This window comes from Cytobacillus oceanisediminis, assembly GCF_004366035.1.
Lineage (GTDB): Bacteria > Bacillota > Bacilli > Bacillales > Cytobacillaceae > Cytobacillus > Cytobacillus oceanisediminis_C.
This window is the reverse complement of the sequence record NZ_SOEE01000002.1, coordinates 314,482-340,558: the sequence shown is the minus strand read 5'-3', so window position 1 is coordinate 340,558 and position 26,077 is coordinate 314,482. Positions and strand designations below refer to the sequence as shown.

Sequence of the window (26,077 nt, the reverse complement as noted above, 5' to 3'; positions counted from 1 at the left end):
ACTGTGAACTTTTTTACTATAGGCAGCTTGCAGCACAATTTTTCCTTTGTATTTTCTTGATACGGATTAATCTGGCTTTTTTCTGCTAGTTCCTTAAGCTTAGCTTTATTTAAAACTTCTATGACATAAATGTCCTCGTACATTTTCTATTTCTCCCTTCCATTTATCTTTAATCTCATTTTATATACTTTCACGCAGTAAAACATTGGTTGGGAGATTGAGATTTATTAAGACTAATGAATGAAGGAAGGCTGAGTTCCATAAAAAACCTGCTGGAAAAGTCCCAACAGGTTACATGTACTTTATTTTAAAGTATTTGCTTTTTCAATGACTTCTTTAGCCTGTTCCCGCAATTTGAATTTCTGGATTTTTCCAGAAGCTGTCATTGGATACTCCTTAGTAAACTCAATATAGCGAGGGATTTTATGGCGTGAGATTTTCCCTTTGCAGTATTCCCGAAGGTTGGCTGGTGTTAATTCAGTGTCTTCTTTAAGGATTATCCAGGCGACCACTTCCTCACCATAGACGGCATCTGGGACTCCAACCACCTGAACGTCCAGGATCGCTGGATGAGTATAAAGAAATTCTTCGATTTCGCGGGGATATATATTCTCTCCTCCGCGAATGATCATATCCTTCAGTCTTCCAGTGATTTTACAGTACCCGTTCTCATCCATTACAGCGAGATCACCTGTATGGAGCCAGCCTTCTTCATCAATGGCTTCTTTCGTAGCATCCGGATTTTTATAATATCCCTTCATGACATGATAGCCCCTTGTACACAATTCCCCTTGTTTTCCAGACGGTACTTCGTTATTGGTGCCTGGTTCCACAATTTTCACTTCCACATTAGGCAGTGCTCTTCCCACAGATTCCACTCTCAGCTCAACCGGATCATCCGTCCGTGTCTGCGTAATGACTGGAGAGGATTCTGTTTGTCCGTAAGCAATGGTTATTTCACTTGCACCCATTCTTTCAATAACGCCTTTCATGACTTCAATAGGGCAATTGGATCCAGCCATTATGCCAGTACGGAGAGTCGATAGATCATACTTTGAGAAGTCGGGATCATTCAGCTCTGCAATAAACATTGTCGGCACCCCATGCAGGCCTGTACATTTCTCATCCTGGACCGTCTGCAGAACAGCTTTAGGACTGAACTCCTGCACCGGCACAATGGTTGCGCCGACGGATATGCATGCCATCGTTCCCAGCACGCACCCGAAACAATGGAAAAACGGAACAGGAATACATAAGCGGTCATCTTTTGTTAAACGCATGCAATTTGCAATATTATAGCCATTGTTAACAATGTTGTTATGTGTGAGCATAACCCCTTTTGGAAAGCCTGTCGTCCCTGATGTATATTGCATATTGATGGCATCGTCCGGGTCCAGGCTCCCCATACGATCATTGAGTTCTGCATCAGTGACTGATTCGCCCATCTTGATTATATCTTCCCAGCTGTAAGTTCCTGGAAAACGTTTCTCTCCCATCACGATAACATTTTTTAAGAAAGGAAGTCTTTTGCTTTTCAGCTGACCTGGCTCAGAATCCTTAAGTTCCGGGACAATACTGTATAGCATTTCTATGTATGAGGTTTCTCTGAACTTTTCCATCAGAACAATAGTTGTACTGTCAGATTGCTTTAATAGATATTCAAGCTCAGCGGCTTGATAGTTTGTATTAACGGTTACAAGGACAGCACCCATTTTGCCTGTTGAGAACTGGCATGTAAGCCATTCGGGCGTATTGGTTGACCATGCCGCAATATGCTCTCCTTTTTCAAGACCCAGCTTCATAAACCCTTTGGCAGCAAGCCTGCAATATTCATTAAACTCCTTATAACTCATTCGGAGCCCGCGATCTGCGTAAACTACAGCTTCGTGATTAGGGTGAAGGCCGGCTTTCTCCTCCAGGAGCTTCCCTACTGTTAGATTCAATAATTCCGTCATCCAGAAATCCTCCTCGGTATGTGATGATCTAATCATTGTGTAAAGAGTTCTCTAAGATGCTGATATAAAACGCTTACATTTTATGTTATCATATATTGCTGAATATTCAATATTTTCATATATTGATAGCTTATTTTCTGGCTTCATTATCTTAAGGATAGATTCATCAAATGTGTACTCTTTCATAATAAAAAAACTGCCCTTTAATATAAGAGCAGCTTCCTTTGTTCATTCTAAAACTTTCACATAAAATGTTCTCGTCCTTGGTCCATCAAATTCACAGAAGTAAATACCCTGCCAGGTGCCCAGCAGCAGCTGTCCTTCTGTTATGATGATATGCTGTGAGGAACCGACAGTGCCCGCTTTCATATGCGCTGCGGTATTCCCTTCCATATGAAGGTCTGCTTGCTGATCCCACGGATATACTTCATCGAATCGTCGGATCATATCAGTCTTAACATCCGGATCTGCATTCTCATTTATGGTGATGCCGGCAGTTGTATGCGGGCAATAGACAATTGCTGCTCCTTCAGCGATTCCACACTGGTTAATGTATGCCTGTACTTCTGAAGTTATTTCGAGAAACTGGTCTCGTTCAGAAGTGTTTACAGTGAATTTCCTTAACAATGGGCACCCTCCTTTAAAAATAAACAGCTTCAAATAGGATTAATTCTTTTTCAAGACCAGGCGAAAACTGAACAGAAAAGGGCTTTTCTCCTCTTTTTTTCAGAACTTCCAAAGCTCTTCCTTCATCCTGCAATGGCTGGCAAAAGGTGAGTTTTACTGAGCCAATTCCAATGGATGCTCTCTTCTCCTTTCCGTCACTGCTTATGTAAACATCAGCCATGGAAATCGGCATAATCGCCTGCCATGAATCTGCAGATTTTTCACAGTCAATGGAGGCTATAAAGATTTCTTCCATTTTTTTATTTTCAAGGTTTTCATCAATAAAGCCAAGATGCCGCAGTTCTTCAAATCTTCTATCGTCTTCCACTCCCCAGTCAATAAAGAAAGGATATTTATAATCGGGGTTTTCTTTAAAGAACAGCATTTTCCACGAAAGCATGCTTCCATCCTGCCTCCTTCTGCTTCCTTCAAAAATTGGAAGGGTTTCAAAGCCTTTCCTCTTTAATTCAGCCTTTAGACCTTCAATATTACTGGTTCGGAAGCAGAACTGCCCGATGCCTTCTCCTAACGGGAGTTCCTCTGTCAGCTGTTTAATGAGCGGGTTTTGAGCAGCAGAGGCAATATGATTTGATTCAATTGATAAGAATTCAATGTATGACTGTCCAATATATAAAAGGCTGTTATAGGTACCCCAGTTTTCGTGGCTTCCTCCCATTACTGCTTTATATCCTGCATTCTCCCATTTCTCCACTGCTTCAGATGGTTCAGCTTTAATAAAGTGGACGAGGTGGTCTAGTGCCAGATTCATTAGCGGCTTCCTCCTTTTTGCAATCTATTTATATAAATCTTACCTTCGGTTTGTATTCGAGTCCACTATCAGCTGCTGAAAAGCCCCCACAAAAAATGTCATCATAATGAAATAAATCTTTTCTTTATAAAGGGTTCACAAAAACTTAAAAAACCTTTACAATAATTAAAAATAGAATATTCAATCCATTTAACCAGGAGGTATGCATAATGAAAATTATGAGTAATGAACAGCTGGTCGTCTCGTATCGTGATGCATTGAAGTCAGGGTCTGAAAAGGAATGGATTAGGATATTAAAAACTGAAATTCAAAAACGGGGACTGAAGCCGTTTAAAGATTAAGTTTCAACTTAATATTAATTTGCCAAATACTTAGTGGATATGTAGAGCGGGAGATACTCCCGCTTTTTTTAATATTTCCTCAAGTATGCTGAAAGTTTATTTGCCTTTTTAATATTTTCATATTCCTGTTCACTGAGAACACCGAGTTTCTTTAAAACCGTACTGTATTGCAGTATCTTCATTTGTCTTCTTCTCAAGCTCATCACCTGCTTTTTAATATAATATGAATAACAAGTACAATGTTTCCTTAATGCAAATAATTTTCAATAAAGAAAAAAATAAAACCAGAGCGAATTCCGCTCTGGTTTCTAATTTTATTATGCTTCAAAAAGCAGGCTTTCAGGATCCTCGATCAGTTCCTTGACGCGTTTCAGGAATGTGACAGCTTCTTTACCGTCAACAATTCGGTGGTCATAGGAAAGTGCGATATACATCATTGGGCGGTTTTCCATTTTTTCAGCATCAATTGCAACCGGACGCAATTGGATAGAATGCATTCCAAGAATACCAACCTGTGGTCCGTTCAGGATTGGCGTAGACATCATGGAGCCAAATACACCGCCATTTGTGATAGTGAAGCTTCCACCCTGAAGATCTGATAAGGCAAGTTTGTTGTCTCTGGCCTTAACCGCAAGGTCCATGATATCCTTTTCGATTTCAGCAAAGTTTTTGCGGTCTGCATCACGTACAACCGGAACGACAAGACCTTCTGGAGCTGACACGGCAATACCAATGTCATAGAATTTTTTAAGAACAATTTCATTACCTTGAATTTCCGCATTTAAATAAGGGTTTTTCTTAAGGGCTGCTACTACCGCTTTTGTGAAAAATGACATGAAGCCAAGCTTAACATCATTTTCTTCAAAGAATTTATCTTTGCGGTTCTTACGAAGGTTCATCACATTTGTCATGTCCACTTCATTGAATGTTGTCAGCATCGCAGCTGTTTGCTGAACTTCTACAAGGCGGTTTGCAATGGTCTGGCGGCGGCGTGACATTTTGATTCGTTCGACTTCTTTTCCGCCGGCTGGCTGTTCAGCAGGTTTAGAAGCTGCTGCCGGTTTTGGTGTCTGAGCTTGCTGTTTTGCCTGATTTGGATTGAAGGATTCAACATCCTGGGTTCTGATTCTGCCCAGTGGATCAGCTGTCGGCACCTGGCTTAGGTCAATCCCTTTTTCTCTTGCCAGCTTGCGTGCTGCCGGAGAAGCGATCGGACGCTGTCCGCCAGTCTTTTCATCAGCCGCTGGCTGTTCGGGCTGAGCCTCTGTATTAGGCTGTTCAGCTTTAGGAGCCTCAGGTTTTTCTTCCGTTTTTTCCGGAGCAGGTGCAGCTTGTCCGCTTTCATTAACGATAGCAATGGTTTCACCTACATTAACCGTGTCGCCTTCCTGTGCTTTAATTTCCTGTAAAACACCGCTATGTTCAGAAATGATTTCAACATTTACTTTATCTGTTTCAAGTTCTACTACATAATCACCTTTATTTACTGTGTCACCAGGCTGTTTTAGCCACTGTGCTACCGTACCTTCTGTAATGGATTCCGCCAATTCTGGAACTTTGATTTCTGCCACCTTAATTTCCTCCTTCTTGCTTGCGTGTTAAAGTGAAACTTCAATCAGCGGGGGATTTTTCCTGCTGATTGTTAGTTGCACCAATCGGGCCTCTACGGGGAGTTTGACTCCCGCTAATTCTGTTTCAATTCATCTATCTGAGTCTTAATGCGCGAGGCTTACTGCCCGTGAGACTGCGATAGGGTCTCATCTATTATCCGTGCTTGTTCTTTCTTATGAACAGTCGGGTCACCTTCAGCAGGGCTTGAACGGCGTCTTCTTCCAATGTAGCTGACATCGATATCGCTTCCTGCGATTTCTTTCAGTCTAGGTTCAACGAAATTCCATGCACCCATATTTTTTGGTTCTTCCTGAATCCAGACGATTTCTTCTACATTAGGATAGCGGGTTAAAATTTCTTTAATTTGATTCATTGGGAACGGATAGATTTCTTCCACTCGTAAAATATGGAACCAATCCTGATCCTGGTAGTTTTTCAGGTTTTCGGATAAATCAATTGTGATCTTACCTGTTCCAAGAATTATGCGTTTCACTTTTTTGTGATTTTGGCCTAAACCAGGCTGTTCAATAACAGACTTGAATTCTCCTTCGCTCAATTCCCGTCCATTTGAAGCGACATTTGGATTGCGCAGCAGACTCTTAGGTGACATGATCACTAACGGGCGAACTTCCTCTTTTCCGAGGATGGCAGCCTGTCTTCTTAAGATATGGAAGTACTGTGCTGAAGAAGATAGATTGGCTACTGTCCAGTTGTTTTCTGCCGCAAGAGTCAGGAATCTTTCCAGGCGGGCACTTGAATGTTCAGGTCCCTGTCCTTCATAGCCATGTGGAAGAAGCATGACAAGACCTGATTTTTGGCCCCATTTCGCACGGCCAGCAGCAATAAACTGGTCAAACATTACCTGTGCCGCATTGGCAAAATCACCATACTGAGCTTCCCATAGAACAAGCGTTTCCGGAGCGAATACATTATATCCATATTCAAAGCCTACTACAGCAGCCTCAGATAATGGGCTGTTATGGACATCGAAAGATGCTTTGGCTGTTGAAAGCTTGTGCAAAGGTGAATACGCTTTTCCAGTTGTATGATCGTGCAGAACAACGTTTCTTTGTGCAAATGTACCTCTCTCAGAATCCTGGCCAGTCAGTCTGACAGGGGTACCATCAGATAAAATGGTTGCAAAAGCAAGTGTTTCGGCAAGTCCCCAATCAATCTTGCCGTCTCCTTCAAGCGCTTCCAATCTGCGCTGCAAGATTTTGCCGAGTTTATCAAACACGTTGAAATTCTCTGGCCATTTTAATAATTCTTCGTTAATTTGCTTTAATTTATCGACAGACACAGCTGTTTTAATATTTGGCAGACCCTTTTCAACTGTTTCAGGGGGATCGGTTAACTCCGCCTCTTTCTTTTCTTTTGGCACTTTTTCATAGGCAGCCTTCATTTTTTCCAGTACATCATGGTGAATGCCTTCTGCTTCCTCTTTTGAAATGATCTTTTCATTTAAAAGCTTATCAGCATACAGCGCTTTCACGGTTGGACGCTTGCGAATAATATTATACATAAGTGGATTAGTCGTCATAGGCTCGTCCATCTCGTTGTGCCCAAATCTGCGGTATCCGATTAAGTCGATAAGGATATCCTTTTGGAATTTTGCACGATATTCACACGCAATTCTTGCCGCTGCAACTACTGCTTCAGGTTCATCTGCATTAACATGCAGAATTGGCATTTCATAACCTTTGGCAAGATCACTTGCATATCTGGTAGAACGTGAATCATGTGATTCTGTTGTGAAGCCAATTGTATTATTGGCGATGATATGGATCGATCCGCCTGTATTATAGCCAGTCAGCTGTCCGAGGTTCAGTGTTTCTGCTACAATTCCCTGTCCTGGGAATGCTGCGTCTCCATGAATGATAATGGCTAAAGCAGCTTTTGGATCCACTTCAGGATATCCGGCCTTTGTTCTATTATCCTGTGAAGCTCTTGTGTAGCCCTCAACCAGTGAACCTACAAATTCAAGATGGCTCGGATTGTTAGCTAATGTCAGTCTGGCTATGGTCGTATTCTCATCTTTGATCTGTTTATCAAGGCCTAGGTGATATTTAACGTCGCCTGTCCATCCGTAATTGATTCCGATAGAGCCTTCGGAAGGAACCAGTTCTTTATTTGGAGCATGCTGGAATTCCGCGAAGATCATTTCATACGGCTTTCCTAGCACATGAGCGAGAACATTTAACCTTCCGCGGTGGGCCATTCCGATGTTAATCGTTTTGGCACCATCAGAAACGGATTCAGAAACAATTTCATCCAGTAATGGAACCATTGTATCTAGACCCTCAATTGAGAATCTTTTCTGTCCAACGAATGTTTTATGAAGGAACTTTTCAAATTCCTCAACTTCAGTCAGTCTTCTTAAAACTTTCAGTTTTTCCGCCTTCTGCATTGACAGTTTGTGGCTGTTGGCCCCTATTTTACGGCGAAGCCAGTCTTTTTCGTTTTCATCAAATATATGCTGGAATTCAAACGCAATTGGTCCCATATAAGCGCTTTTCAGGAATTCAATTGCTTCGAGTCCGTTGCGTAAAGGATACGTGGCGTCTTTAGTAATCACACCGGCAGGAATCTCTTTTAAATCATTTTCAGATAAGCCATATTTGCTCAGTTCGAATAATGCACTTTCAGATTTATGGTTACCCAGCGGATAAATATCTGCAGCCAAGTGGCCATATGTGCGGATATTATCAGCAAGGCGAATTGCAGCAAGTGTTTTTTCAAGCTGTCCGGCATTCATTGGCTGATTTGCTGATGAAGCCATTTGCGGAGTTCCTTCACTCGCTAGAGGGGAACCATTTCTTTCAAAGTAGTCTTTCATTTCAGGATCGATAGAAGATGGATCCTCTAAGTATCTTTCATATAGTTCAATAACGTAGCCAAGGTTGGGGCCATGAAATCCTTGTTCAAAAGGTCCCTCACCATTCGATGGCTTTTTCATGGAAAATTACCTCCATAACTGTTTTTAAGTAAATAATTCAAATGCATTTTTCTCCCCTGAAAATACAATACCCGTCTATAAGATGCATTAACGTTTTATTTTTACGAATAATAATATTTTTCAGAGGATAAAACGTTTCCACAGTTATTCTAACACGGAAAATCTAGTTGTACAAAGATAAAAACATGAATATAGTGGAAAACTATTAAAAAAATTTTTTTAGTAATTACTTATTCTAATAAAATGTTTTGTTAAATGTTAAACAATTATAAATAAGAAATAACTGGGTGGTTTTTAGAAGAGGCAAAAATAAAAAGCCGAAATGCTGTTCGGCTTTAAAAAGTCTCAACTAAGTTAATATAGATTTGTTTCGCTGCATTCGAATTTTTTCTGTTTTCTTTTAGGGAAGATTCAATTGCTTCTCTCGTTTCCACAGGAAAATCAAAATGGCCGCAAGTTGTACATTTTTCGAACATGGAACCAGAAACATTTACTTCAATGCCATCCATGGTCTGGAATACTGCTGGTCCTTCGGATTCCGAAAACCGGTGGCGGCAGTGGCTATGTTCACGCATATTAGCTTCCCTCCAAGAAAAATTTCATTTGCCTTCATTATAAAACAAATATTCTGAACTTTGAAGTGATCCACTTCTAACATTTTATGCCAGGTTTTTTTCAAAAGAATAATTAGTGTATATTTAAGACACATTAAAATTATTCAAAATCAGGAGGTTTTTCCATGAATATTGGCAGAGCAAAAGAGATTGCCGAGTCTGCTGAAATGCACAGTGTTACTTTCAATGGCATCCAGATCATCATTCAGCATGTAGATGAACAGACTAAGACAGCACGTATTTACACAAAAGCAGATTCTGAAAAAGAAATGGATGTGCCGGTTAACGAATTGATTGAAGAATGAATACCCTTAAAAACTTCCCAGTATGTGATGGGAAGTTTTTTTGTTCATAATCTTCCTCATTCCCCATTGAAAACGGACACTTAGGTTAAAAGGACTGAAAACACCTTATCGGATATTTTTTATAACATAAAATATTCAAAAAAGTGTTGACGATTTACGGTTTACTGTAGTAAAGTTTAGAGAAAATTTAATATTTGATTTCTTATCCAGAGAGGTCGAGGGTAAGGCCCGATGACGCCTCAGCAACCAGCAATCATTTTTTTGATTGAAAAGGTGCTAATTCCTGCAAGTTTCTAAAAACTTGAAAGATAAGAAGAATGGCTGATCACATTAAAAAGTCTTCTTCTTATAGAAGGCTTTTTTTATTTTTACTAAGGAGTGGTTACAAGCATGTATAATATTGACACAAGATTAGCGCAAATCGGAAACAGGAGCGAGTCAGCAACAGGTGCTGTCAATCCGCCTGTATATTTTTCCACGGCATATCGCCATGAAGGTATTGGGCAGTCAACTGGATATGACTATAGCAGAACAGGCAACCCCACCCGCCAGCTGCTTGAAAAGGCGATCGCCGATCTGGAAGAAGGCGACCAAGGCTATGCATGCAGTTCTGGAATGGCCGCAATTCTTACCATTCTTTCTCTTTTTAAATCCGGAGATGAATGGATTGTATCCAAGGATTTATATGGCGGTACATATCGTCTGCTTGAACAGGGCTTCAAGAAGTGGGGACTTCAGTGCAAATATGTAAATACCAGCAATCCCGAAGATGTTGAAATTTTAATCACGGAAAAGACCAAGGCAATATTTCTGGAGACACCAACTAATCCGCTGATGGAACAGACTGACATTCAATTGATAGCAGACATTGCCCAAAAGCATAATATCCTCCTTATCGTTGATAACACGTTTTATACCCCTCTCCTTCAGCAGCCGTTAAAGCTTGGAGCTGATATTGTCATCCATAGTGCAACAAAGTATCTTGGCGGACATAATGATGTCCTTGCCGGATTAATTGCTGCAAAAGGCAAAGAGTTATGTGATGCACTGGCTATGAACCACAATGCCGCAGGTGCTGTCCTTAGCCCTTTTGATTCATGGCTGCTGATCAGAGGGATGAAGACACTCTCTCTCCGCATGGAACGGCATGGAGAAAATGCGAAGGTATTAGCAGAATTTTTATCGGGCCACGATGCAGTAACGGATGTCCTATATCCCGGCAAAGGAGGCATGATATCTTTCCGAATCAAGGATGAATCCTGGGTGAACCCATTTCTGCAGAGCCTCTCCCTTATCTCCTTTGCAGAAAGCCTTGGCGGAGTCGAGAGTTTCATAACTTATCCAGCAACCCAGACACATGCCGACATTCCTGAAGAAATCCGCATTGAAACCGGTGTCTGTAATAGGCTTCTGCGTTTCTCGGTTGGAATAGAAAGTGCAGAAGATTTGAAGGCGGATCTTGAACATGCTTTTGCAAGGGTTGTTAAGGAGGCAGTACGATGAGTTCGAATTACACATTCCAAACCAAATTACTTCACAATAATCAAAAATTCGACCCGGAAACAGGAGCTGTCAGTGTACCGATCCAGCATGCCTCCACTTTTCATCAAAAAGATATTGATGCGTTCGGAAAATATGATTACAGCCGCAGCCTGAATCCAACAAGGGAAGCACTTGAAGAAGTCATAGCGGAGCTTGAAGAAGGTATTAGAGGGTTTGCCTTTTCTTCTGGAATGGCTGCGATTTCTACAGCATTCCTCCTCTTATCACAGGGAGATCATGTTGTCATTACAGAAGACGTATATGGCGGAACCTATCGTATGACAACAGAAGTCCTGTCCCGTTTTGGAATTGAGCACACATTTGTTGATATGACAAATCTTGAGGAAGTAAAAGAAGCAATCCGTCCCAGCACTAAAGTTTTCTATGTAGAGACTCCTTCCAACCCGCTGCTGAAAGTGACTGATATACAGGCCATCAGTTCACTTGCAAGACAGCATGGAGCCCTGACATTTGTGGATAATACATTCCTGACCCCTGCCCTTCAAAAACCGCTCTCGTTAGGTGCAGATATAGTGCTGCACAGTGCAACCAAATTTTTATCCGGACACAGCGACGTCGTTGCTGGCCTGGCGGTTGTGAAAGATCCGGAATTGGGTGCAAGGCTTGCTTTTCTCCAGAATTCCTTTGGAGCTGTTCTGGGTGTTCAGGATGCCTGGCTTGTGCTGAGAGGCATTAAAACGCTGCAGGTAAGGCTTGATCAGTCTGTCAAATCAGCTGAGAAAATTGCCGGCTTCCTTAATGATCACCCATCTGTTAAGAAGGTGCATTATCCAGGTTTTGCAGATCATCCCGGATATGAAATCCAGAAAAAGCAGGCTGTGAACGCAGGTGCTGTCCTATCTTTTGAGCTTGAAGATGAGCTATCGATGAGAACATTTGTTGAGAATGCCAAAATACCTGTTTTTGCCGTAAGTCTGGGAGCTGTTGAATCCATCCTCTCCTACCCTGCAAAAATGTCACATGCAGCCATGCCTGCATCCGAACGGGATCAGCGCGGAATAACGGACAGTCTTCTTCGTCTATCTGTTGGCCTGGAGAGCGCAGATGATATTATAGAAGATTTCAAGGCAGCTTTATCTGCTGCCGGACAAACAAAACATTCGATTTTACAGCGGGGGTGATCTTTTGAGTTTCCTAAAAAAATTAAAGAATGAAATCATCATAGCAGATGGCGCGATGGGAACTCTTCTGTACTCCTATGGTACCGACAGCTGTTTTGAGGAATTAAATCTATCACAATCTGAACAGATCCAGCACATCCATGAAGCTTACATAGGCGCAGGGGCTGAATTAATCCAAACAAATACGTATGCGGCGAATTATCTGAAGCTGCAGCGTTATGGACTGGAGGACTCCGTTAAGGAGATTAACAGTGCTGCAGCAAGGATTGCCAAAAAAGCTGCCAAGGGCCGCGCATATGTTGCTGGTACAATCGGCGGGATTAGAGGATTCAAGCCCAACATGATTACACTTGAAGAAATAAAAAGAAGCTTCAGAGAGCAGCTATATTGCCTGCTGCTTGAGAATGTAGATGGTATTTTGCTTGAAACCTATTATGATCTGGAAGAACTTGAGACGGTCCTTGCCATAGCCAGAAAGGAAACTGATTTGCCGATTATCGCACAGGTGTCTCTTCAGGAAGCAGGAGTTCTTCAGAACCAGACCTCTATCGGTGATGCTTTAACAAGGCTTGAAGGAATTGGTGCGGATGTTGTGGGACTCAACTGCAGGCTTGGTCCGCATCATATGCTGAAAACTCTGGAAAGTGTACCTTTGCCAAAGCATGCCTATCTATCTGCTTATCCGAACGCCAGTATTCCAGCCTATACGGACGGCAAATTTCATTATGAAGGAGATGCAGAATATTTCCGGCAGTCAGCGATTGAATTCCGAAATCAGGGTGTCCGCCTGCTTGGAGGCTGCTGTGGAACAACACCTGACCATATTAAGGCGTTTTCTGACGAATTAAAAGGGCTTGCGCCAATCGAGGAAAAAGAGACAAGGGCAATCAATAAAGTCATTGTTTCCGAAAAGCCGTCATCATCAAGAGAGCTCCCTCCCCTTCATGATATTGTCAGGGAAAGGCCTTCCGTCATTGTTGAATTGGATCCCCCAAGGAAGCTTGATACTTCACGCTTTTTTGAAGGTGCAAAAGCATTGAAGGAAGCCGGAATAGATTCGATTACACTTGCAGATAACTCCCTTGCTTCCCCCCGGGTTTGCAACTCTGCGCTTGGCTATCTCGTCAAGCAGCAGACTGGATTGCGCCCGCTTGTTCATGTGACCTGCAGGGATAGGAATATAATTGGACTGCAATCCCATTTAATGGGTCTGCACGCACTTGGATTAAATGATATTCTAGCCGTAACAGGTGATCCTGCACGTGTCGGTGATTTTCCAGGAGCATCTTCTGTATATGATGTCTCATCATTTGAATTGATCAGTATGATCAAGCAGTTAAATGAAGGGTTATCTTTTTCAGGGAAAGATCTCGGCCAGAAAGCTGCCTTTTCAGTTGCAGGCGCTTTTAACCCCAATGTCCGCTCATTGGAAAAAGCTGTTGGACGGCTTGAAAAGAAAATTGAACATGGTGCGGATTATTTCATCTCGCAGCCTGTTTTTTCTGAAGAGAAGCTGCTGGAAGTTCATGAGGCTGTGAAAGATTTAAAAGCACCTGTTTATATAGGCCTAATGCCTCTTACCGGAAGCCGGAATGCTGAGTTTCTGCATAATGAAGTTCCTGGAATCAAAATTTCGGACAGCATTAGAAACCGTATGGCTTCATTAAAGGATGATCCTGCACAGGCTGGAGCTGAAGGCATAGCCATTGCCAAGTCGCTGATCGATGCCGCGGCAGAGCTGTTTAATGGCATTTACCTCATCACTCCATTTATGCGCTATGAAATGACTGTTGAACTATCAAACTATGCCCGTGAGACAACCGAGCGGCTTTCAAGGAGGAAACAACATGCATAAACCATCACTGCAGGAGCAGCTAAAAAAGAAAATCCTGATCATGGATGGAGCAATGGGCACCATGCTGCAGAGGGCCAATCTTACCGCGGATGACTTTGGCGGTGAAGAATATGAAGGCTGCAACGAGAATTTAAATATAACAGCTCCTTCGGTGATAGAACATATTCACCTTGAATATTTAAAAGCCGGCGCAGATATTATTGAAACCAATACTTTTGGCGCAACCAGCATTGTTCTGGCAGATTACGACCTGGAAGAAAAAGCTTATGATCTAAATAAAATTGCTGTTGAAATTGCCAGAGAAGCTGCAGACCGCATTTCAACTCCTGAATGGCCGAGGTATGTGGCTGGTGCCATGGGACCTACGACGAAGACGCTGAGTGTAACAGGCGGGTCTACATTTGAAGAAATGATAGAGGCTTATGAAGAACAAGCCAGAGGGTTAATTGACGGTGGAGCCGATCTTCTCCTCCTGGAAACCAGCCAGGACATGCTGAATGTGAAGGCTGGTTTTATCGGCATTGAAAATGCATCAAAAAAGACGGGAATTAAACTTCCGCTCATCGTTTCGGGAACGATTGAACCGATGGGCACGACTCTGGCAGGCCAATCGATTGAAGCATTTTATATTTCGCTGGAACACATGAAACCACTGGCAGTCGGACTCAACTGTGCGACAGGGCCCGAATTCATGCAGGACCATATCCGTTCTTTGTCAGGATTGGCATCTACTGCAGTCAGCTGCTATCCCAATGCAGGATTGCCTGATGAAGAAGGACAGTACCATGAAACTCCGGAATCACTGGCGAGCAAGCTTGAGGGCTTTGCCAAGGAAGGCTGGCTGAATATCGTAGGCGGCTGCTGCGGAACCACCCCTGAACATATCCAGGCGATTGCTGAGTCGGTTAAAGAATATAAACCCAGGAATTATGAGGGGAATTCACTCCATAAAGTTTCTGGAATTGAACCTCTGATTTATGATGACCCGACATTAAGGCCTATTATGGTCGGCGAGCGTACAAATGTAATTGGCTCTCGCAAGTTTAAAAGGCTGATTGCTGAAGGAAAGTTCGAGGAAGCTGCTGAAATAGGCCGGGCACAGGTAAAAGGCGGAGCCCACGTTATTGATATTTGCCTTGCAGATCCTGACCGTGAAGAAATGCAGGATGTTGAAAAATTTATCAAGGAGTTAGTAAAAAAAATTAAGGTTCCGCTGGTCATTGATTCAACTGACGAAACGGTTATCGAGAAGGCCCTCACTTATTCACAGGGTAAAGCCATCATAAATTCCATTAATCTGGAGGATGGCGAAGAAAGATTCGAAGCTATTGCTCCACTGATCCATCGATATGGTGCAGCTGTGGTAGTAGGTACAATTGATGAAGTCGGAATGGGTGTTACGGCGGAAAGAAAACTTGAAATTGCAAAGCGTTCGTATGATTTACTTGTAAATAAGTATCAAATTCCACCTGAGGATCTTATTTTTGACCCCCTCGTCTTCCCCGTCGGCACAGGGGATGAGCAATACATCGGGTCTGCAAAGGCAACGGTAGATGGGATAAGACTTATTAAAGAGGCTTTCCCGGAGGTTCAAACCATATTAGGAATCAGTAATGTTTCATTTGGCCTCCCTCCTGTCGGCAGGGAGATATTAAATTCAGTATTCCTGTATCACTGTACTCAAGCAGGACTCGACTATGCGATAGTGAATACGGAAAAACTTGAAAGATTTGCCTCCATTTCAAAGGAAGAGGTTTTAATGGCTGAAAAGCTCCTTTTCGAAACTACTGATGAATCACTTGCCATTTTCACTGATTTTTACCGGGATAAGAAGAAAGAAAGCAAAAGTGTTCTCCCGGATATGACCCTTGAGGAACGCCTCGCCTATTATATTCTGGAGGGAACAAAAGAAGGGCTGCTGCCTGATCTTGATCTGGCCCTGCAAGCTTACCCTGCTCCGCTTGACATCATTAATGGACCATTAATGAATGGAATGAAAGAAGTAGGAAGATTGTTCAATGATAACCAGCTGATTGTTGCAGAAGTCCTTCAAAGTGCGGAGGTTATGAAAGCATCTGTTGCATACCTGGAACCTTATATGGAAAAAGATGCTGCACAATCTTCATCCAAGGGGAAAATCATCCTCGCAACCGTTAAGGGGGATGTCCATGATATAGGGAAAAACCTTGTGGATATTATTTTAAGCAATAATGGATATGAAGTGATAGACCTGGGAATCAAGGTCTCCCCTGCTGAACTGATTGAAAAAATCAGGCGTGAGGATCCGGATATGGTCGGCCTTTCAGGTCTGCTTGTTAAATCCGCACAGCAGATGGTCATTACGGCGCATGACATGAAACAGGCAGGAATCGATATTCCGATATTAGTAGGCGGCGCTGCTCTGTCAAGAAAGTTTACAGATACTAAGATCTCAAAGGAATATGATGGACTTGTACTATATGCCAAGGATGCCATGAATGGACTAGCTCTAGCCAATCAGCTTCAGGAGCCCGAAGAAGCTGAGAAACTGAGGATTCAGCAGGCAGAAAAACAGGCAGCCGTGCTGAATGCAGTCCCTTTTGACCGCGGATCGGTTGCAGTTGCAGTAAAGCCTAAACCAACAGTCAGCACTAAAGTGCCAGTTTTTGTTCCAAAAGACTTAAAGCGGCATTTGCTGAAAACATATTCCCTCTCACATGTCGAGCCGTATATTAATAAGCAAATGCTGATTGGCCATCACCTTGGCTTAAAAGGAAACCTGCAAAAGCTGCTTGCAGAAAAAGATGAAAAAGCGATAAAGATTAACACAATGGTGGATGAACTGATTGCTGAAGCAAAAGAGAAAAACTGGATTGAACCAAAAGCAGTTTATCAATTCTTCCCTGCCCAGTCAGATGGCGATAAGGTGTATATCTATGATGAAGATGAAAAAACGGTCATTGAAACGTTTGAGTTCCCGCGCCAGGAAACGGAGCCATTCCTATGTCTGGCAGACTTCCTTAAATCAAAAGAAAGCGGTCAAATGGATTATGCTGCCTTCTTTACTGTAACAGCCGGGAAGGGTATACGCGGTATAGCAGACCGTTTAAAAGCCGCAGGCAGATTCCTGGAAAGTCATGCCCTGCAGTCGCTGGCTTTGGAGACAGCTGAAGGGCTTGCCGAGCTGATCCATCGTCAGATACGGGATCGCTGGGGATTCCCTGATCCAGTTGAAATGACTATGAAAGACCGTTTTGCGGCGAAGTACCAGGGACAGCGCTTTTCTTATGGATATCCTGCGTGCCCTGATCTGGAGGACCAGAAAAAGCTATTTAGGCTTATACAGCCTGAGGATATCGGTATTAAGCTAACAGAAGAATGCATGATGGAACCGGAAGCCTCTGTATCTGCAATGGTCTTTGCCCATCCCGAAGCAAGATATTTTAATGTATTAAGATAGTATAATACCCGGCAAATAATTTGCCGGGTATTTGCCTTTCCCCTTTTAAAACCTTTACAATGGTTATATTCCAAGGAGGGGAGATTTTTATGAATGTTCTCTGGGATTTAGATGGCACTATTCTAGATACATGGCCCACATTGGTTCAGGCTTTTATTCGCATATCCGGCAAAGAGCTGAATCCTCGTGAAGTTCTTATGCCTCTTAAAAACGGGACAGCATATCAGAAATTTAATGTTTCTCCGGAAAAAATTGCTGATTTTCGTCAAATGGAAGCAACTTTTAAGCATGATGAGAAGCCATTATTTCCATATGTCAGACAAATATTAGAACAAAATAATGTAAACGTGCTGGTAACCCATCGGAATCGGCAATCTACTGAGGAGCTGCTCGAGTATTGGAAACTCACTTCCTATTTTGAAGAAGTTATCTGTCCTGAATTTGATGGTTTCTCCTTAAAGCCGGATCCCGAATCCTATGAATATCTTCATCGGCGCTATCATATTGATTTGGCCATTGGCGACCAGGATACAGATTTAATGCCTGCCAGACAGATCGGCATCAGCACCTGTTCATTCCGCAACCCTAACCCCTATGCAGATTTCACGATTGATTGTTATTCAAAATTTGAATTTGAGAAATAAGGAACCAGGGACTTCAATTTGATAAAGTCCCTGGTTTATTCCGATCAAGTTAATTAACTGATCTTCGCGTATTGATCCTGATTACTCTGTCAGTTTTTGAATCAAATTCAATATCAATGTATAAACCGAATTCCTTGCCCTCATCCTCTATCCATAGCTTGAACTTTTCGATGTCTGTCGTTTGTCTTTTTTCTCTGCCGATATGCAAGTAGTCAAGAATTTTAGCTTTTGGGTATTTCTTTTTTGCTGTTTCCATAGCAAGTCTTCCCCATTTAGCATAGGCTGGCTCTGGTCTTTCAGCATGGGCTTCTACGTACAATGCCCGAATGGGAATGTATTCTGATAAAGCGCTCAAAACCATAAGGCTGATAATTATTTTTTTCATTTTATACCTCTTTCAGTAAAAAATCTTAATCGTTATTCCCGTTATTCATGGTTTCTTCCTTCATCCTTTCTTCTTCCTCCTCTACACAGATATAAGCAATTTGTTCTTCCATTAGATGATGAAGAATATCTTTATCATCTGTACAGGACATGTCCTTTTTTTCCATTATCCTCTCTCCTCTCTCTTATTCATTCGGGATTTATTAAAGTAATTTCTAAATCCGCCAACTGCCGCCGATAACATTTTTTTATCCACAAATGCCAAATGAAAAACATACATGAATATGGATTTCATCAAGAACAGCATAAATAGCTTAAGCTGTGAAAAACGGAGAAGCTTCCAAATCCCGATCTTTTTGAACCAAGTATAAAAAGGGTAGGCGAAAAAGGCGTCAACAACTGTATTCAAAAGGATATACAGCAAGGGCCTGCCATAAGTTAATTTTAATATCCATATAGATCCCGCAAAAAACGGCCCTAATATCATTGGCAAATCACCACTGAGCTTTGGAAGAAGTCTTTCTTTAATAGTCCACCATTTGTTTTTTTCAGCGATAAATCCTTCTATCAAAACATAAAGGCACATAAAAATGGCTGCTGGATAAAAACGTTTAAAATCCCTTTTGCCTATGAACGGAACGGTCAGCCAGGAAAGGAGAATTATAAGCACTAAATATAGCTTCTTTTTCATCTTACCCCACCTTTTTTTAAAGGTTTTGTATTTATAGGAAATTTATTCATTCTTTCCGCGTGAAGGGCAGATATTTTTAACATTCCTTTTAAATATGTGTTTTGAACATTCCAATATGTGTAATAGATTAACAAGCATAGAAGGAGCTGATCAGTATGTTAACAATGTATAAATGCAAAAATTTCAATAAAACTGGTAAAATCCTGCTCCCAGGCAAGTGGCGCAGCCAGTTTGGGCTTTTGCCGGGAAAACTGGCTGATCTTCGCTTCGACCACGATCAAATTATTATTGAGAAGGCCGATTTGGAATCAACCCATAATAAAAGACTTGTATCTGAAAATGGTTCTATTCATATTCCAAAAGAACTTCAGCTTCTTCTTGACATAACGGAGAAAGAAGAATATTGCCTTTTCATTGATGAGGAGGATAAGAGTTTTGTCCTTAAGATAATTTCAGAACACTAAGAAAGCTGCAGCTAGTTCCTTAGCAGCAGCTTTTCAGCAGATATATTTTCCTGTCAGCTTTGAAAGTGCCTTGCAAAACTTTTCCCAGCCCTTAGGGAATGCCTGTAACCCCTGACTCTCAAAAATATTCTCCTTTGTAATCAGCTTTATGGACCATGTCACACTATCTAGTATGATTCCTGGGTTTTGGTATTCCTTTTGCCACTTCCAAAATTTAAGCCTATATAATTCCTTCTTAAATTCCTCAATGCTGCCTGATGCTGCAGGGAGAGCATTTCGAGGTGAGAATGAACTTAAATGCCATTCAAAATAGACAAATCGTCCATTGATAAAATCTACTTCAATTTTGTACCACGGCCCGGGATAACCGCCGAGGCTGACACTCAATAGGATGGGGTCTTTATCAGGGTCAATCGTGACAATATTATTTTTTATATGGAAAATTTCTCTTTTTCTGCTGATGACAGATTTTACATGTGATAATTCAAGCGGTTTCTGGTTGGAATTCTGAAAGTTGCTTAGTCTATTCATTTCGTCAAGCAAGGAAGGAATTGATATAGCTCCCTTTTTCTCCAGGATATCCAAAATATTCTCGAAAATACTCATTGTTTCTTCCTCCATCAAAACAGGGTGATGTAAATACCAAAGAATGTTTTCTTCCCTAATATCCTTTTTTCCTCCTGTGCAAACATTATTTAGTTATCAAGGAATATGAGTGAATAAAATCCGCCTGCTCATTGCACGCTATTGATTGGGAGGTGCAGCCGTGGATCCAATAAAACCAGGAAGCAAAAAGCTGCCGGATTTCGAAGAACTGAATGATCGGATGATTGCCGGGCATACTTCGGGGCCAACACTTGTGATAAAGACAAATCTAGATCCAGAAAATTCGACTGAAGATAATCCTTACTTTAAGAATAAAGCCGAAACGGATACAGAAGAATTTAGGGAATATTTTGAGGAATAAAATGAAACCGGCAGGCCTTTTGCCTGCCGGTTTGCTGCATTATTTAGAAATCGAAGTTATCAGGGTCCGGACCTACTCGTCTATTTTCATTTAAGCCGCTGATTTTGTCCATATCTTCTGAAGAAAGCTCAAAGTCAAATACATCAGCATTTTCAATGATGCGATGTTCTTTTACTGACTTGGGTATTGTAACAATTTCGTTCTGAAGATCCCATCTTAAGATAACTTGTGCAACCGATTTGCTGTACTTTTGGGCAATTTCCTTCAATACTGCGTTTTCAAGAAGCTCCCCCTGTGCCAGTGGTGACCATGCTTCTATTTGAATGTCCTGTTTCTTGCAGAAGTCCCTTAGCTCAGCCTGGTTCAGCAAAGGATGAAGCTCAACCTGGTTAACCATAGGGTTTATTTCAGCCTCCTGCATCAGATCTTCAAGGTGATGGATCTGGAAGTTGCTCACACCAATTGCCTTTACTCTTTTCTCTTTATAAAGAGTTTCAAGGGCTTTCCATGTTTCTTTATATTTCCCCTTCACAGGCCAATGAATCAGGTAAAGGTCGATATAATCGAGACCCAGCTTTTTAAGGCTGGTTTCAAATGCATTGATTGTGGAATCATAGCCCTGGTCAGAATTCCAAACTTTTGTGGTAATAAAAAGTTCTTCACGAGGTACGCCTGCTTCCTTGATTGCCTGGCCTACACCTTCTTCATTCTGATAGACTGCTGCCGTATCAATGCTTTTATATCCTGCTTTAATGGCTGATTTCACTGACTGGACAACTTCGTCTCCATCCTTAACCTTAAAAACCCCCAGTCCCAGCCACGGCATTTTGACACCGTTATGTAATGGTGCAGCAGATTGTAAATTTTCCATTCTTTCACCTCTTTTTATTAATTAGGATACTGGATAATTTTCTCACATTCCTTTCAGCTAACAAAATTTTTTGCCTAAAAAAGAAAAACATTGCCGCATGTTGGGCAATGCATGAACATTTACTTTTATCCGCCGAAGAAAAAGTCCAAAACATTTCCTGCATTGGAAGAGTTTTTATTATAGAATTCTGAGTATCCACAGTTTTTACAGTAAACTACCAGAAAGCGGTTATGCTGAATATCAAACATTTTGGAAAGTCCTGTACCAGTCATAGCAACTTCTTTTTGACCGGCATCATTGCTGCCGCATTTAATACAGCCTTTTTTATCCATCTTTTCACCCTTCCGATTTCTTTCTTTAATGTACGTTCACAGATAAAAAAAGTTTCGCCAATTATCATACTGTGATTTAAATCACATTTAAGTTAGTATAACTTCTATATAATGAATTAAAATTTAATTCAAGCAGGTGAAGAATCGTGAAGGATTTTAAAACGCTTTTTGATGAAATAGGCGGAACTGAAACCATTGAAAAGCTAGTGGAGGCGTTTTATCCCCGTGTTTATGAAGATCCGGTATTAAGTCCCCTTTTTGAAGGAGATATAGAGGAAATTAAGCGAAAACAGAGGATGTTTCTTACACAATTTCTTGGAGGACCGCCTCTTTACAGCCAGGAGTTTGGACCGCCGGCCATGAAGCAAAGGCATCTGCCATTTGAGATTACACCTTTGAGAGCACAAAGATGGCTTGCCTGCATGAAAGAGGCCTTTAAGGAATCGGGGCTGGATCAAAACCCTGCATCGGCTCTGTTCTATGATCGACTAATGCAGGTGGCGGCCATTATGGTAAATAGCCCAGAATGAGATAAGACCTTCCATCCGGAAGGTCTACTATCAGTTGGATTAGAATATTTAAAATTCAGACAGGCAAACTCCAGCACTTTTCCAGTTATAGAGATTCAAAATATTCTTTGGCATGTTCTGCTGACTGGAACATTTTAACTTCTGTCACCTCTTTTTCATCATAAGCTACTCCGAGAAATCCATCAGCAAGCTGCAGGATATCAGCAGATGATGTGTTTTCCTCTTCGACGATAACTGTTTCTTCCATTTCAAGCTGTCCTTTTTCCGCCCATGATTGAACTTCGGCCGAGTAAGTATCAATATTCATTCCCTCATTAATACGATCTTCCAATTCAGCAACTGAGAGAGGCTTTTCTTCACCTTCTGTATTAGTAGCTTCATTATATTCCTGGCTATTAGTTGAATCATTCTTTGCTTCTCCACTATTTTCTTCCTCTGCACTGCATGCTGTCATCAGAATGCAGGCGGTAAAAGCAAGCATCCATTTACGCATATCTGATCATCTCCTTTTTTAATTCTTCTAAGCTAGTAATCTATTACCCCAAATTTTGATCTGCATTCATAATAAAAAAATAAAGCACCTGTAAAAAGGTGCTTCAGCTATTTATTCCTGAGCTTTTCTCTATCAAGTGATTGAGGCGGCTTTTCCAGCCAGTCGTTGTCTATCATAATTTTTGCTCCTTCATCTGCAAAATCACCGACTTTGATCATCATTTTACCATACTGAATAGCCAGGTCTTTTCTAACGCTTGCACCGATGGCTATTCCAAAGTCCATTACGCCGGCCGCAGTTATGCTGGCGATTAGAAACATCATTAATTTATCCGAAAAAGGTGAGATGGTTGAGTCTGTAATGGACCCATCCCACGTGCTTGGATATGCCACCTCGTCATTTTTAAGACATTGAGAAAATATTCGACATGCTCCAGGCTCATTTCATAGCCCCTTTTAAAATAATCGCGTATATTTTTTTGTCCGGCTGCCTGGCTGAATGCCAAAAGCATGGTTTTAGCAATAATGGATAGTTCGATATTCGTACCCAGATGGGCGATTTCGATGGCAAGCAGCTGGCGTCTTTTGCCGATAATTCCGCCCAGAAAACGATGGATCTGATACATAACTTACTTTCTTAGGATATTCAATATATGGTGATCGAATGAAAATTCCCTTTTCTTGCATGACTTCAGCAGCCATATCAAAAAGTTTCTCTGTTTGTTCATAGTATTTTTTAAACATGCTTCGAACGTCTTTTCTTGCAGAAACTGATTTAGCAAGAGAATAGGCATTCAATCCGGTTCTTCCCAAATGATGCATGAATCTTAAATAGGTTACATCTGAACATAATTTGGGTGTGTCATTGTGCAGGTCTTTTTCATTAAATCCATCAGGGAAATTCTTCTTTTTTAAAGAGTGAGGAAATGTCGTCTATGTGATCCTTGGCGATGGATAGCGCGTATTTCAAAACCCGCAGGACATCTGGATCTTCATTTGTTTTTATATAGTGCTTATGCAGCAGACTGCTGCAGTATCTGCCATATATGTATTCCACAGCATGGCCAATTAGGACGATATCAATTTAGGAATCCTGCTGCCTTTCATATTCTCGCCAGCCGTTTAGGAAAATTATATTTATAGACTTTCAGCATTATATTATCCTTCATTCAACATTTTCATTCAAATATATGGTGATTCATTGCCATTATCGTTTTTTTGCGCACGCATATAAAAAGAACCAGCCAGAAAATGGCTGGTCCTTCAATTAATTTAACTCAAGTTCTCCTGCTTTTTTGAATCCATCTATATGGTAGGCCTCCACTTTTTTAGGGGAAATGCTATATATGTGGTCTTCGATATAGATAAGCCTTTCGATTGCATCTTCCCATTCTTCATAAATTGCATTTTCTGTATGATGGGTAATTTGACTTTGAAGCTCGATTCCATTTTGGGCAGTAATTTTGTATAATAACGCACCCTGGTAGTCGAAATTTGATTCAAACTGGCTTCCTTCTTTATTTTGATAGATCGAAACCGGAAATCCATATAGATTTTTCTTTTTATGGATGAACAGAGCTTTGTGATCGTGATTTAAAGGTGAATATGTTCCGCGTCCTCCTATTATTTCTGTATCTTTTTCCACGGGCTTATTGGTATTACTAACATCGAATAAAGATATTTTAACACCGTCCGTTGTAATAACAGGCTGACTGCCTGGTCCTTTGCCTCCTGTTATCTTCGTATCATGTCCAAAGCCTATGAGGTGGTTTTCGTCTAATGGGTGCAGGTAATTGCTGAAGCCGGGAATTTTTAATTCACCCAGTACAGACGGTTTTTCCGGATTTGACCCATCAATGACAAAGAGCGGGTCCGTTTCCTTAAAAGTAACCATATAAATACGGTCATTCATAAACCTTGCAGAATAAATCCGTTCCCCTCTAGCCAGGTCTTCAAGCTGTCCAATCTGTTTTAAATTCTTATCCAAAATATAAAGGCTGTTGGATGAAGGAGTTCTCTCGTCCCAGGCCTCTCCCTTGGTTGTTACCACTCTGAAGTTTTCATTATATTCATCCATTGAAAACTGATTTAAAACGGTGCCTTTTATTTCAGCTGATGTCTGGAACTCTACTTTTCCGTCTTTTATATTGAACTTATAGATGCTCGTATCCGGATGGGGCATCTGTCTGTCTGCGATTGTTTCATTACTGTAATTGGCGGCTGATAAGTATAGATTATTATTGGACATATAGAATTCATTTCCGCTGCCTAAGTAGCTTGTGACTGATAGTGGCTCTTTGTCGGCTCTTAAATTCAATACACCTATATTAATATAGTTTGCGTTTTGGGAACCGGGAAAATATTTTATTTCATTATAATCAACGTTCTGCGGCTCCCTGCTCTCGGCAGTATCAAAATAACGAGGGCGCAGATCTGCATTTTTATTTCTATCTAAAATCCAATATTCGGGATAATAACTTGTAATCAAATATACTCTTCCATCCATTAGCCTGGAAGCGAGCAAACTGCCTTCGATCTCCGCCTCTCTGATTTGTGCTGGTTTTTGTTTATTTTCGATATTAAAAACAATTGTTTTTGTGGAATGAAATGCAGGTGCAATCATTTTTTTTGAAGCCGGTTTTCCTATGTGATCAGGAGCATCTTTATAGCTGTGGCCCATAACAATTAATTGATTGCCCTCTATAAATAGCTGATAGGGAGAGAACTCTTGATTAAATGTTAATATAGATTCCATCTTCATTTTGTCAGCCGGCAAGGCCTTAATAATCTGGACTTTATTATCAGTAATTTTGTAAATATGCGTACCATCCGTTTTTATCAGATCAGCTTCATCTATACCGGCTACTTGAACATTTGTCGCGGAAAAGTCTGCTCCTGCAGAATCTGCTGAGCTCTTTTCACTGCTGCTCTCCTCACTCACTGCCATATCCCTTCCAGCAAGGAAAGTCCTTTCTTCATTTAGCATTTTTGAAAAGTAATTGTTCAAGTTATTTCTTGAGCTGATTGCCGGCAGGGTATTTATAACTTTGAAAGCAGTCTTTACTGATTGATTCAGGTTATGTCCGCCCTTTGTCTTGATTTCTTTAGTAAGAACCAATGTATAGTATGGAGAATTTAGATTATATCCTTCATTAGGCGGCTGAATTTCAATGGATTTATTATTATTTTCCAGTGAGATTTTTACCTGCTCTTTTTCTCCCTTCTCATTCAAAATATAAACCGACCTGCTGTTAACACTATTTGAATTAAGTTCTTTTGAAAACGCAACTTCCCACACTTTATTATTCAGAACTGTAACTTCTTCATTATTTTCTGGCAGACTACTGACAATTTTTAATCTGTTAAGAAACGAGACAGACGCCAATAAAATAATGATCAGTGTGATTCCGGCAAGAAAAAACCATTTTTTCTTCATGAAAGACACCCCTTTTTAAGTAAGTTGACGGGTTAATTCTTCCAATAGTTACAAATTAAAATTTATAAAAT

Annotated in this window: 25 protein-coding genes, 2 pseudogenes and 1 riboswitch; of the genes and pseudogenes, 10 read left to right on the top strand and 17 right to left on the bottom strand. The window is 41.1% G+C overall.

The annotated features are described in order from the left end of the window. Window positions 1-302: 302 nt before the first annotated feature. From DFO72_RS06020 to DFO72_RS06010, 3 genes are all read right to left on the bottom strand, one after another. The gene (locus DFO72_RS06020) at window positions 303-1,955 is read right to left on the bottom strand and encodes an AMP-binding protein (protein ID WP_113880937.1); all 1,653 of its coding nucleotides are present in this window, start codon (window positions 1,953-1,955) and stop codon (window positions 303-305) included. A gap of 228 nt (window positions 1,956-2,183) precedes the next feature. Beyond that, window positions 2,184-2,582 (bottom strand): secondary thiamine-phosphate synthase enzyme YjbQ, encoded by a 399-nt coding sequence (locus DFO72_RS06015; RefSeq protein WP_113880938.1) that lies wholly within the window; start codon window positions 2,580-2,582, stop codon window positions 2,184-2,186. 13 nt (window positions 2,583-2,595) lie between these two features. Further along, a complete protein-coding gene (locus tag DFO72_RS06010; protein ID WP_113880939.1) occupies window positions 2,596-3,390 on the bottom strand; it encodes a VOC family protein in 795 nt (264 codons plus the stop codon). A 209-nt stretch (window positions 3,391-3,599) separates the two neighbouring features. Here DFO72_RS06010 and sda point away from each other — a divergent pair, with 209 nt between their 5' ends. Next, a complete protein-coding gene (gene sda / locus DFO72_RS06005) occupies window positions 3,600-3,731 on the top strand; it encodes a sporulation histidine kinase inhibitor Sda (RefSeq protein ID WP_113880940.1) in 132 nt (43 codons plus the stop codon). 68 nt (window positions 3,732-3,799) lie between these two features. Here the strand turns inward: sda and DFO72_RS30360 are convergent, their stop codons facing one another. The 4 genes from DFO72_RS30360 to DFO72_RS05990 form a co-directional block, all read right to left on the bottom strand. After that, entirely contained in the window at window positions 3,800-3,928 is a 129-nt protein-coding gene (locus DFO72_RS30360) for a hypothetical protein (protein WP_258549793.1), read from the bottom strand. 120 nt (window positions 3,929-4,048) lie between these two features. Further along, on the bottom strand, window positions 4,049-5,302 hold the full coding sequence (gene odhB / locus DFO72_RS06000) for a 2-oxoglutarate dehydrogenase complex dihydrolipoyllysine-residue succinyltransferase (protein WP_113880941.1): 1,254 nt from the start codon (window positions 5,300-5,302) through the stop codon (window positions 4,049-4,051). Between the two features lie 158 nt (window positions 5,303-5,460). Next, on the bottom strand, window positions 5,461-8,298 hold the full coding sequence (sucA, locus tag DFO72_RS05995; protein ID WP_113880942.1) for a 2-oxoglutarate dehydrogenase E1 component: 2,838 nt from the start codon (window positions 8,296-8,298) through the stop codon (window positions 5,461-5,463). A 335-nt stretch (window positions 8,299-8,633) separates the two neighbouring features. Further along, a complete protein-coding gene (locus DFO72_RS05990; protein WP_113880943.1) occupies window positions 8,634-8,873 on the bottom strand; it encodes a hypothetical protein in 240 nt (79 codons plus the stop codon). A 164-nt stretch (window positions 8,874-9,037) separates the two neighbouring features. On the opposite strand from DFO72_RS05990, the gene DFO72_RS05985 reads away from it, so the two are divergent. The 6 genes from DFO72_RS05985 to DFO72_RS05960 all read left to right on the top strand — a co-directional run bounded on the left by DFO72_RS05985 (window position 9,038) and on the right by DFO72_RS05960 (window position 17,839). Then, window positions 9,038-9,217, top strand: a complete 180-nt coding sequence (locus DFO72_RS05985) for an H-type small acid-soluble spore protein (RefSeq protein WP_113880944.1) — start codon at window positions 9,038-9,040, stop codon at window positions 9,215-9,217. A gap of 199 nt (window positions 9,218-9,416) precedes the next feature. Continuing rightward, window positions 9,417-9,532, top strand: a riboswitch (SAM riboswitch). A gap of 75 nt (window positions 9,533-9,607) precedes the next feature. Further along, window positions 9,608-10,720 carry a methionine biosynthesis PLP-dependent protein gene (locus tag DFO72_RS05980; protein ID WP_113880945.1) on the top strand — a complete coding sequence of 371 codons (1,113 nt, stop codon included), beginning with the start codon at window positions 9,608-9,610 and terminating at the stop codon, window positions 10,718-10,720. Then, window positions 10,717-11,901, top strand: coding sequence for a cystathionine beta-lyase (gene metC, locus DFO72_RS05975; RefSeq protein ID WP_113880946.1), 1,185 nt, complete (start codon window positions 10,717-10,719; stop codon window positions 11,899-11,901). The genes DFO72_RS05980 and metC overlap by 4 nt, the downstream gene beginning before the upstream one ends. Before the next feature lie 4 nt (window positions 11,902-11,905). Then, window positions 11,906-13,756 (top strand): bifunctional homocysteine S-methyltransferase/methylenetetrahydrofolate reductase, encoded by a 1,851-nt coding sequence (locus DFO72_RS05970; protein ID WP_113880947.1) that lies wholly within the window; start codon window positions 11,906-11,908, stop codon window positions 13,754-13,756. After that, the gene (gene metH / locus DFO72_RS05965; protein WP_113880948.1) at window positions 13,749-17,195 is read left to right on the top strand and encodes a methionine synthase; all 3,447 of its coding nucleotides are present in this window, start codon (window positions 13,749-13,751) and stop codon (window positions 17,193-17,195) included. Before DFO72_RS05970 ends, metH begins: the two co-directional genes overlap by 8 nt. 89 nt (window positions 17,196-17,284) lie before the next feature. Next, complete coding sequence (locus DFO72_RS05960; protein ID WP_113880949.1) at window positions 17,285-17,839, top strand: HAD hydrolase-like protein; 555 nt, start codon at window positions 17,285-17,287, stop codon at window positions 17,837-17,839. Window positions 17,840-17,888: 49 nt separating this feature from the next. Here DFO72_RS05960 and DFO72_RS05955 read toward each other — a convergent pair whose 3' ends face one another. The 3 genes from DFO72_RS05955 to DFO72_RS05950 are packed head-to-tail and all read right to left on the bottom strand — an operon-like array spanning window position 17,889 to window position 18,914. Beyond that, complete coding sequence (locus tag DFO72_RS05955) at window positions 17,889-18,224, bottom strand: DUF3889 domain-containing protein (RefSeq protein WP_113880950.1); 336 nt, start codon at window positions 18,222-18,224, stop codon at window positions 17,889-17,891. A 25-nt stretch (window positions 18,225-18,249) separates the two neighbouring features. Then, window positions 18,250-18,390, bottom strand: a complete 141-nt coding sequence (locus DFO72_RS29315; protein ID WP_166672427.1) for a hypothetical protein — start codon at window positions 18,388-18,390, stop codon at window positions 18,250-18,252. Then, a complete protein-coding gene (locus DFO72_RS05950) occupies window positions 18,390-18,914 on the bottom strand; it encodes a hypothetical protein (protein WP_113880951.1) in 525 nt (174 codons plus the stop codon). The genes DFO72_RS29315 and DFO72_RS05950 overlap by 1 nt, the downstream gene beginning before the upstream one ends. 155 nt (window positions 18,915-19,069) lie before the next feature. Here DFO72_RS05950 and DFO72_RS05945 point away from each other — a divergent pair, with 155 nt between their 5' ends. Beyond that, window positions 19,070-19,378, top strand: a complete 309-nt coding sequence (locus DFO72_RS05945) for a hypothetical protein (RefSeq protein ID WP_113880952.1) — start codon at window positions 19,070-19,072, stop codon at window positions 19,376-19,378. A gap of 33 nt (window positions 19,379-19,411) precedes the next feature. Here the strand turns inward: DFO72_RS05945 and DFO72_RS05940 are convergent, their stop codons facing one another. Continuing rightward, window positions 19,412-19,984 carry a hypothetical protein gene (locus DFO72_RS05940; protein WP_113880953.1) on the bottom strand — a complete coding sequence of 191 codons (573 nt, stop codon included), beginning with the start codon at window positions 19,982-19,984 and terminating at the stop codon, window positions 19,412-19,414. 160 nt (window positions 19,985-20,144) lie between these two features. Here DFO72_RS05940 and DFO72_RS05935 point away from each other — a divergent pair, with 160 nt between their 5' ends. Next, window positions 20,145-20,345, top strand: a complete 201-nt coding sequence (locus DFO72_RS05935; RefSeq protein WP_113880954.1) for a hypothetical protein — start codon at window positions 20,145-20,147, stop codon at window positions 20,343-20,345. Window positions 20,346-20,388: 43 nt separating this feature from the next. Here the strand turns inward: DFO72_RS05935 and DFO72_RS05930 are convergent, their stop codons facing one another. Both DFO72_RS05930 and DFO72_RS05925 read right to left on the bottom strand, forming a co-directional pair. Continuing rightward, window positions 20,389-21,216 (bottom strand): aldo/keto reductase, encoded by an 828-nt coding sequence (locus tag DFO72_RS05930; RefSeq protein WP_113880955.1) that lies wholly within the window; start codon window positions 21,214-21,216, stop codon window positions 20,389-20,391. Between the two features lie 125 nt (window positions 21,217-21,341). Further along, window positions 21,342-21,548: a zinc ribbon domain-containing protein gene (locus DFO72_RS05925; RefSeq protein ID WP_113880956.1), complete on the bottom strand. Its 207-nt coding sequence runs from the start codon at window positions 21,546-21,548 to the stop codon at window positions 21,342-21,344. A gap of 143 nt (window positions 21,549-21,691) precedes the next feature. Here DFO72_RS05925 and DFO72_RS05920 point away from each other — a divergent pair, with 143 nt between their 5' ends. Continuing rightward, the gene (locus DFO72_RS05920) at window positions 21,692-22,078 is read left to right on the top strand and encodes a globin (protein ID WP_113880957.1); all 387 of its coding nucleotides are present in this window, start codon (window positions 21,692-21,694) and stop codon (window positions 22,076-22,078) included. A gap of 85 nt (window positions 22,079-22,163) precedes the next feature. Here DFO72_RS05920 and DFO72_RS05915 read toward each other — a convergent pair whose 3' ends face one another. The 4 genes and pseudogenes from DFO72_RS05915 to DFO72_RS05905 form a co-directional block, all read right to left on the bottom strand. Beyond that, complete coding sequence (locus tag DFO72_RS05915) at window positions 22,164-22,571, bottom strand: hypothetical protein (protein WP_113880958.1); 408 nt, start codon at window positions 22,569-22,571, stop codon at window positions 22,164-22,166. A gap of 107 nt (window positions 22,572-22,678) precedes the next feature. After that, a pseudogene (locus tag DFO72_RS29860) lies at window positions 22,679-23,196 on the bottom strand (DUF3231 family protein). Continuing rightward, window positions 23,087-23,627, bottom strand: a pseudogene (locus DFO72_RS29855) (DUF3231 family protein). The pseudogenes DFO72_RS29860 and DFO72_RS29855 overlap by 110 nt, the downstream one beginning before the upstream one ends. Before the next feature lie 210 nt (window positions 23,628-23,837). Next, window positions 23,838-26,006 (bottom strand): beta-propeller domain-containing protein, encoded by a 2,169-nt coding sequence (locus DFO72_RS05905; RefSeq protein WP_113880959.1) that lies wholly within the window; start codon window positions 26,004-26,006, stop codon window positions 23,838-23,840. Window positions 26,007-26,077: the final 71 nt, after the last annotated feature.

Bases quoted from the DNA above. Each gene is read 5' to 3' on its own strand.
- DFO72_RS06020 (WP_113880937.1), bottom strand. From the start codon at position 1,955: ATGACGGAATTATTGAATCTAACAGTAGGGAAGCTCCTGGAGGAGAAA.
- DFO72_RS06010 (WP_113880939.1), bottom strand. From the start codon at position 3,390: ATGAATCTGGCACTAGACCACCTCGTCCACTTTATTAAAGCTGAACCA.
- sda (WP_113880940.1), top strand. From the start codon at position 3,600: ATGAAAATTATGAGTAATGAACAGCTGGTCGTCTCGTATCGTGATGCA.
- sucA (WP_113880942.1), bottom strand. From the start codon at position 8,298: ATGAAAAAGCCATCGAATGGTGAGGGACCTTTTGAACAAGGATTTCAT.
- DFO72_RS05990 (WP_113880943.1), bottom strand. From the start codon at position 8,873: ATGCGTGAACATAGCCACTGCCGCCACCGGTTTTCGGAATCCGAAGGA.
- DFO72_RS05985 (WP_113880944.1), top strand. From the start codon at position 9,038: ATGAATATTGGCAGAGCAAAAGAGATTGCCGAGTCTGCTGAAATGCAC.
- DFO72_RS05980 (WP_113880945.1), top strand. From the start codon at position 9,608: ATGTATAATATTGACACAAGATTAGCGCAAATCGGAAACAGGAGCGAG.
- metC (WP_113880946.1), top strand. From the start codon at position 10,717: ATGAGTTCGAATTACACATTCCAAACCAAATTACTTCACAATAATCAA.
- metH (WP_113880948.1), top strand. From the start codon at position 13,749: ATGCATAAACCATCACTGCAGGAGCAGCTAAAAAAGAAAATCCTGATC.
- DFO72_RS05960 (WP_113880949.1), top strand. From the start codon at position 17,285: ATGAATGTTCTCTGGGATTTAGATGGCACTATTCTAGATACATGGCCC.
- DFO72_RS05955 (WP_113880950.1), bottom strand. From the start codon at position 18,224: ATGAAAAAAATAATTATCAGCCTTATGGTTTTGAGCGCTTTATCAGAA.
- DFO72_RS29315 (WP_166672427.1), bottom strand. From the start codon at position 18,390: ATGGAAAAAAAGGACATGTCCTGTACAGATGATAAAGATATTCTTCAT.
- DFO72_RS05950 (WP_113880951.1), bottom strand. From the start codon at position 18,914: ATGAAAAAGAAGCTATATTTAGTGCTTATAATTCTCCTTTCCTGGCTG.
- DFO72_RS05945 (WP_113880952.1), top strand. From the start codon at position 19,070: ATGTTAACAATGTATAAATGCAAAAATTTCAATAAAACTGGTAAAATC.
- DFO72_RS05940 (WP_113880953.1), bottom strand. From the start codon at position 19,984: ATGAGTATTTTCGAGAATATTTTGGATATCCTGGAGAAAAAGGGAGCT.
- DFO72_RS05930 (WP_113880955.1), bottom strand. From the start codon at position 21,216: ATGGAAAATTTACAATCTGCTGCACCATTACATAACGGTGTCAAAATG.
- DFO72_RS05925 (WP_113880956.1), bottom strand. From the start codon at position 21,548: ATGGATAAAAAAGGCTGTATTAAATGCGGCAGCAATGATGCCGGTCAA.
- DFO72_RS05915 (WP_113880958.1), bottom strand. From the start codon at position 22,571: ATGCGTAAATGGATGCTTGCTTTTACCGCCTGCATTCTGATGACAGCA.
- DFO72_RS05905 (WP_113880959.1), bottom strand. From the start codon at position 26,006: ATGAAGAAAAAATGGTTTTTTCTTGCCGGAATCACACTGATCATTATT.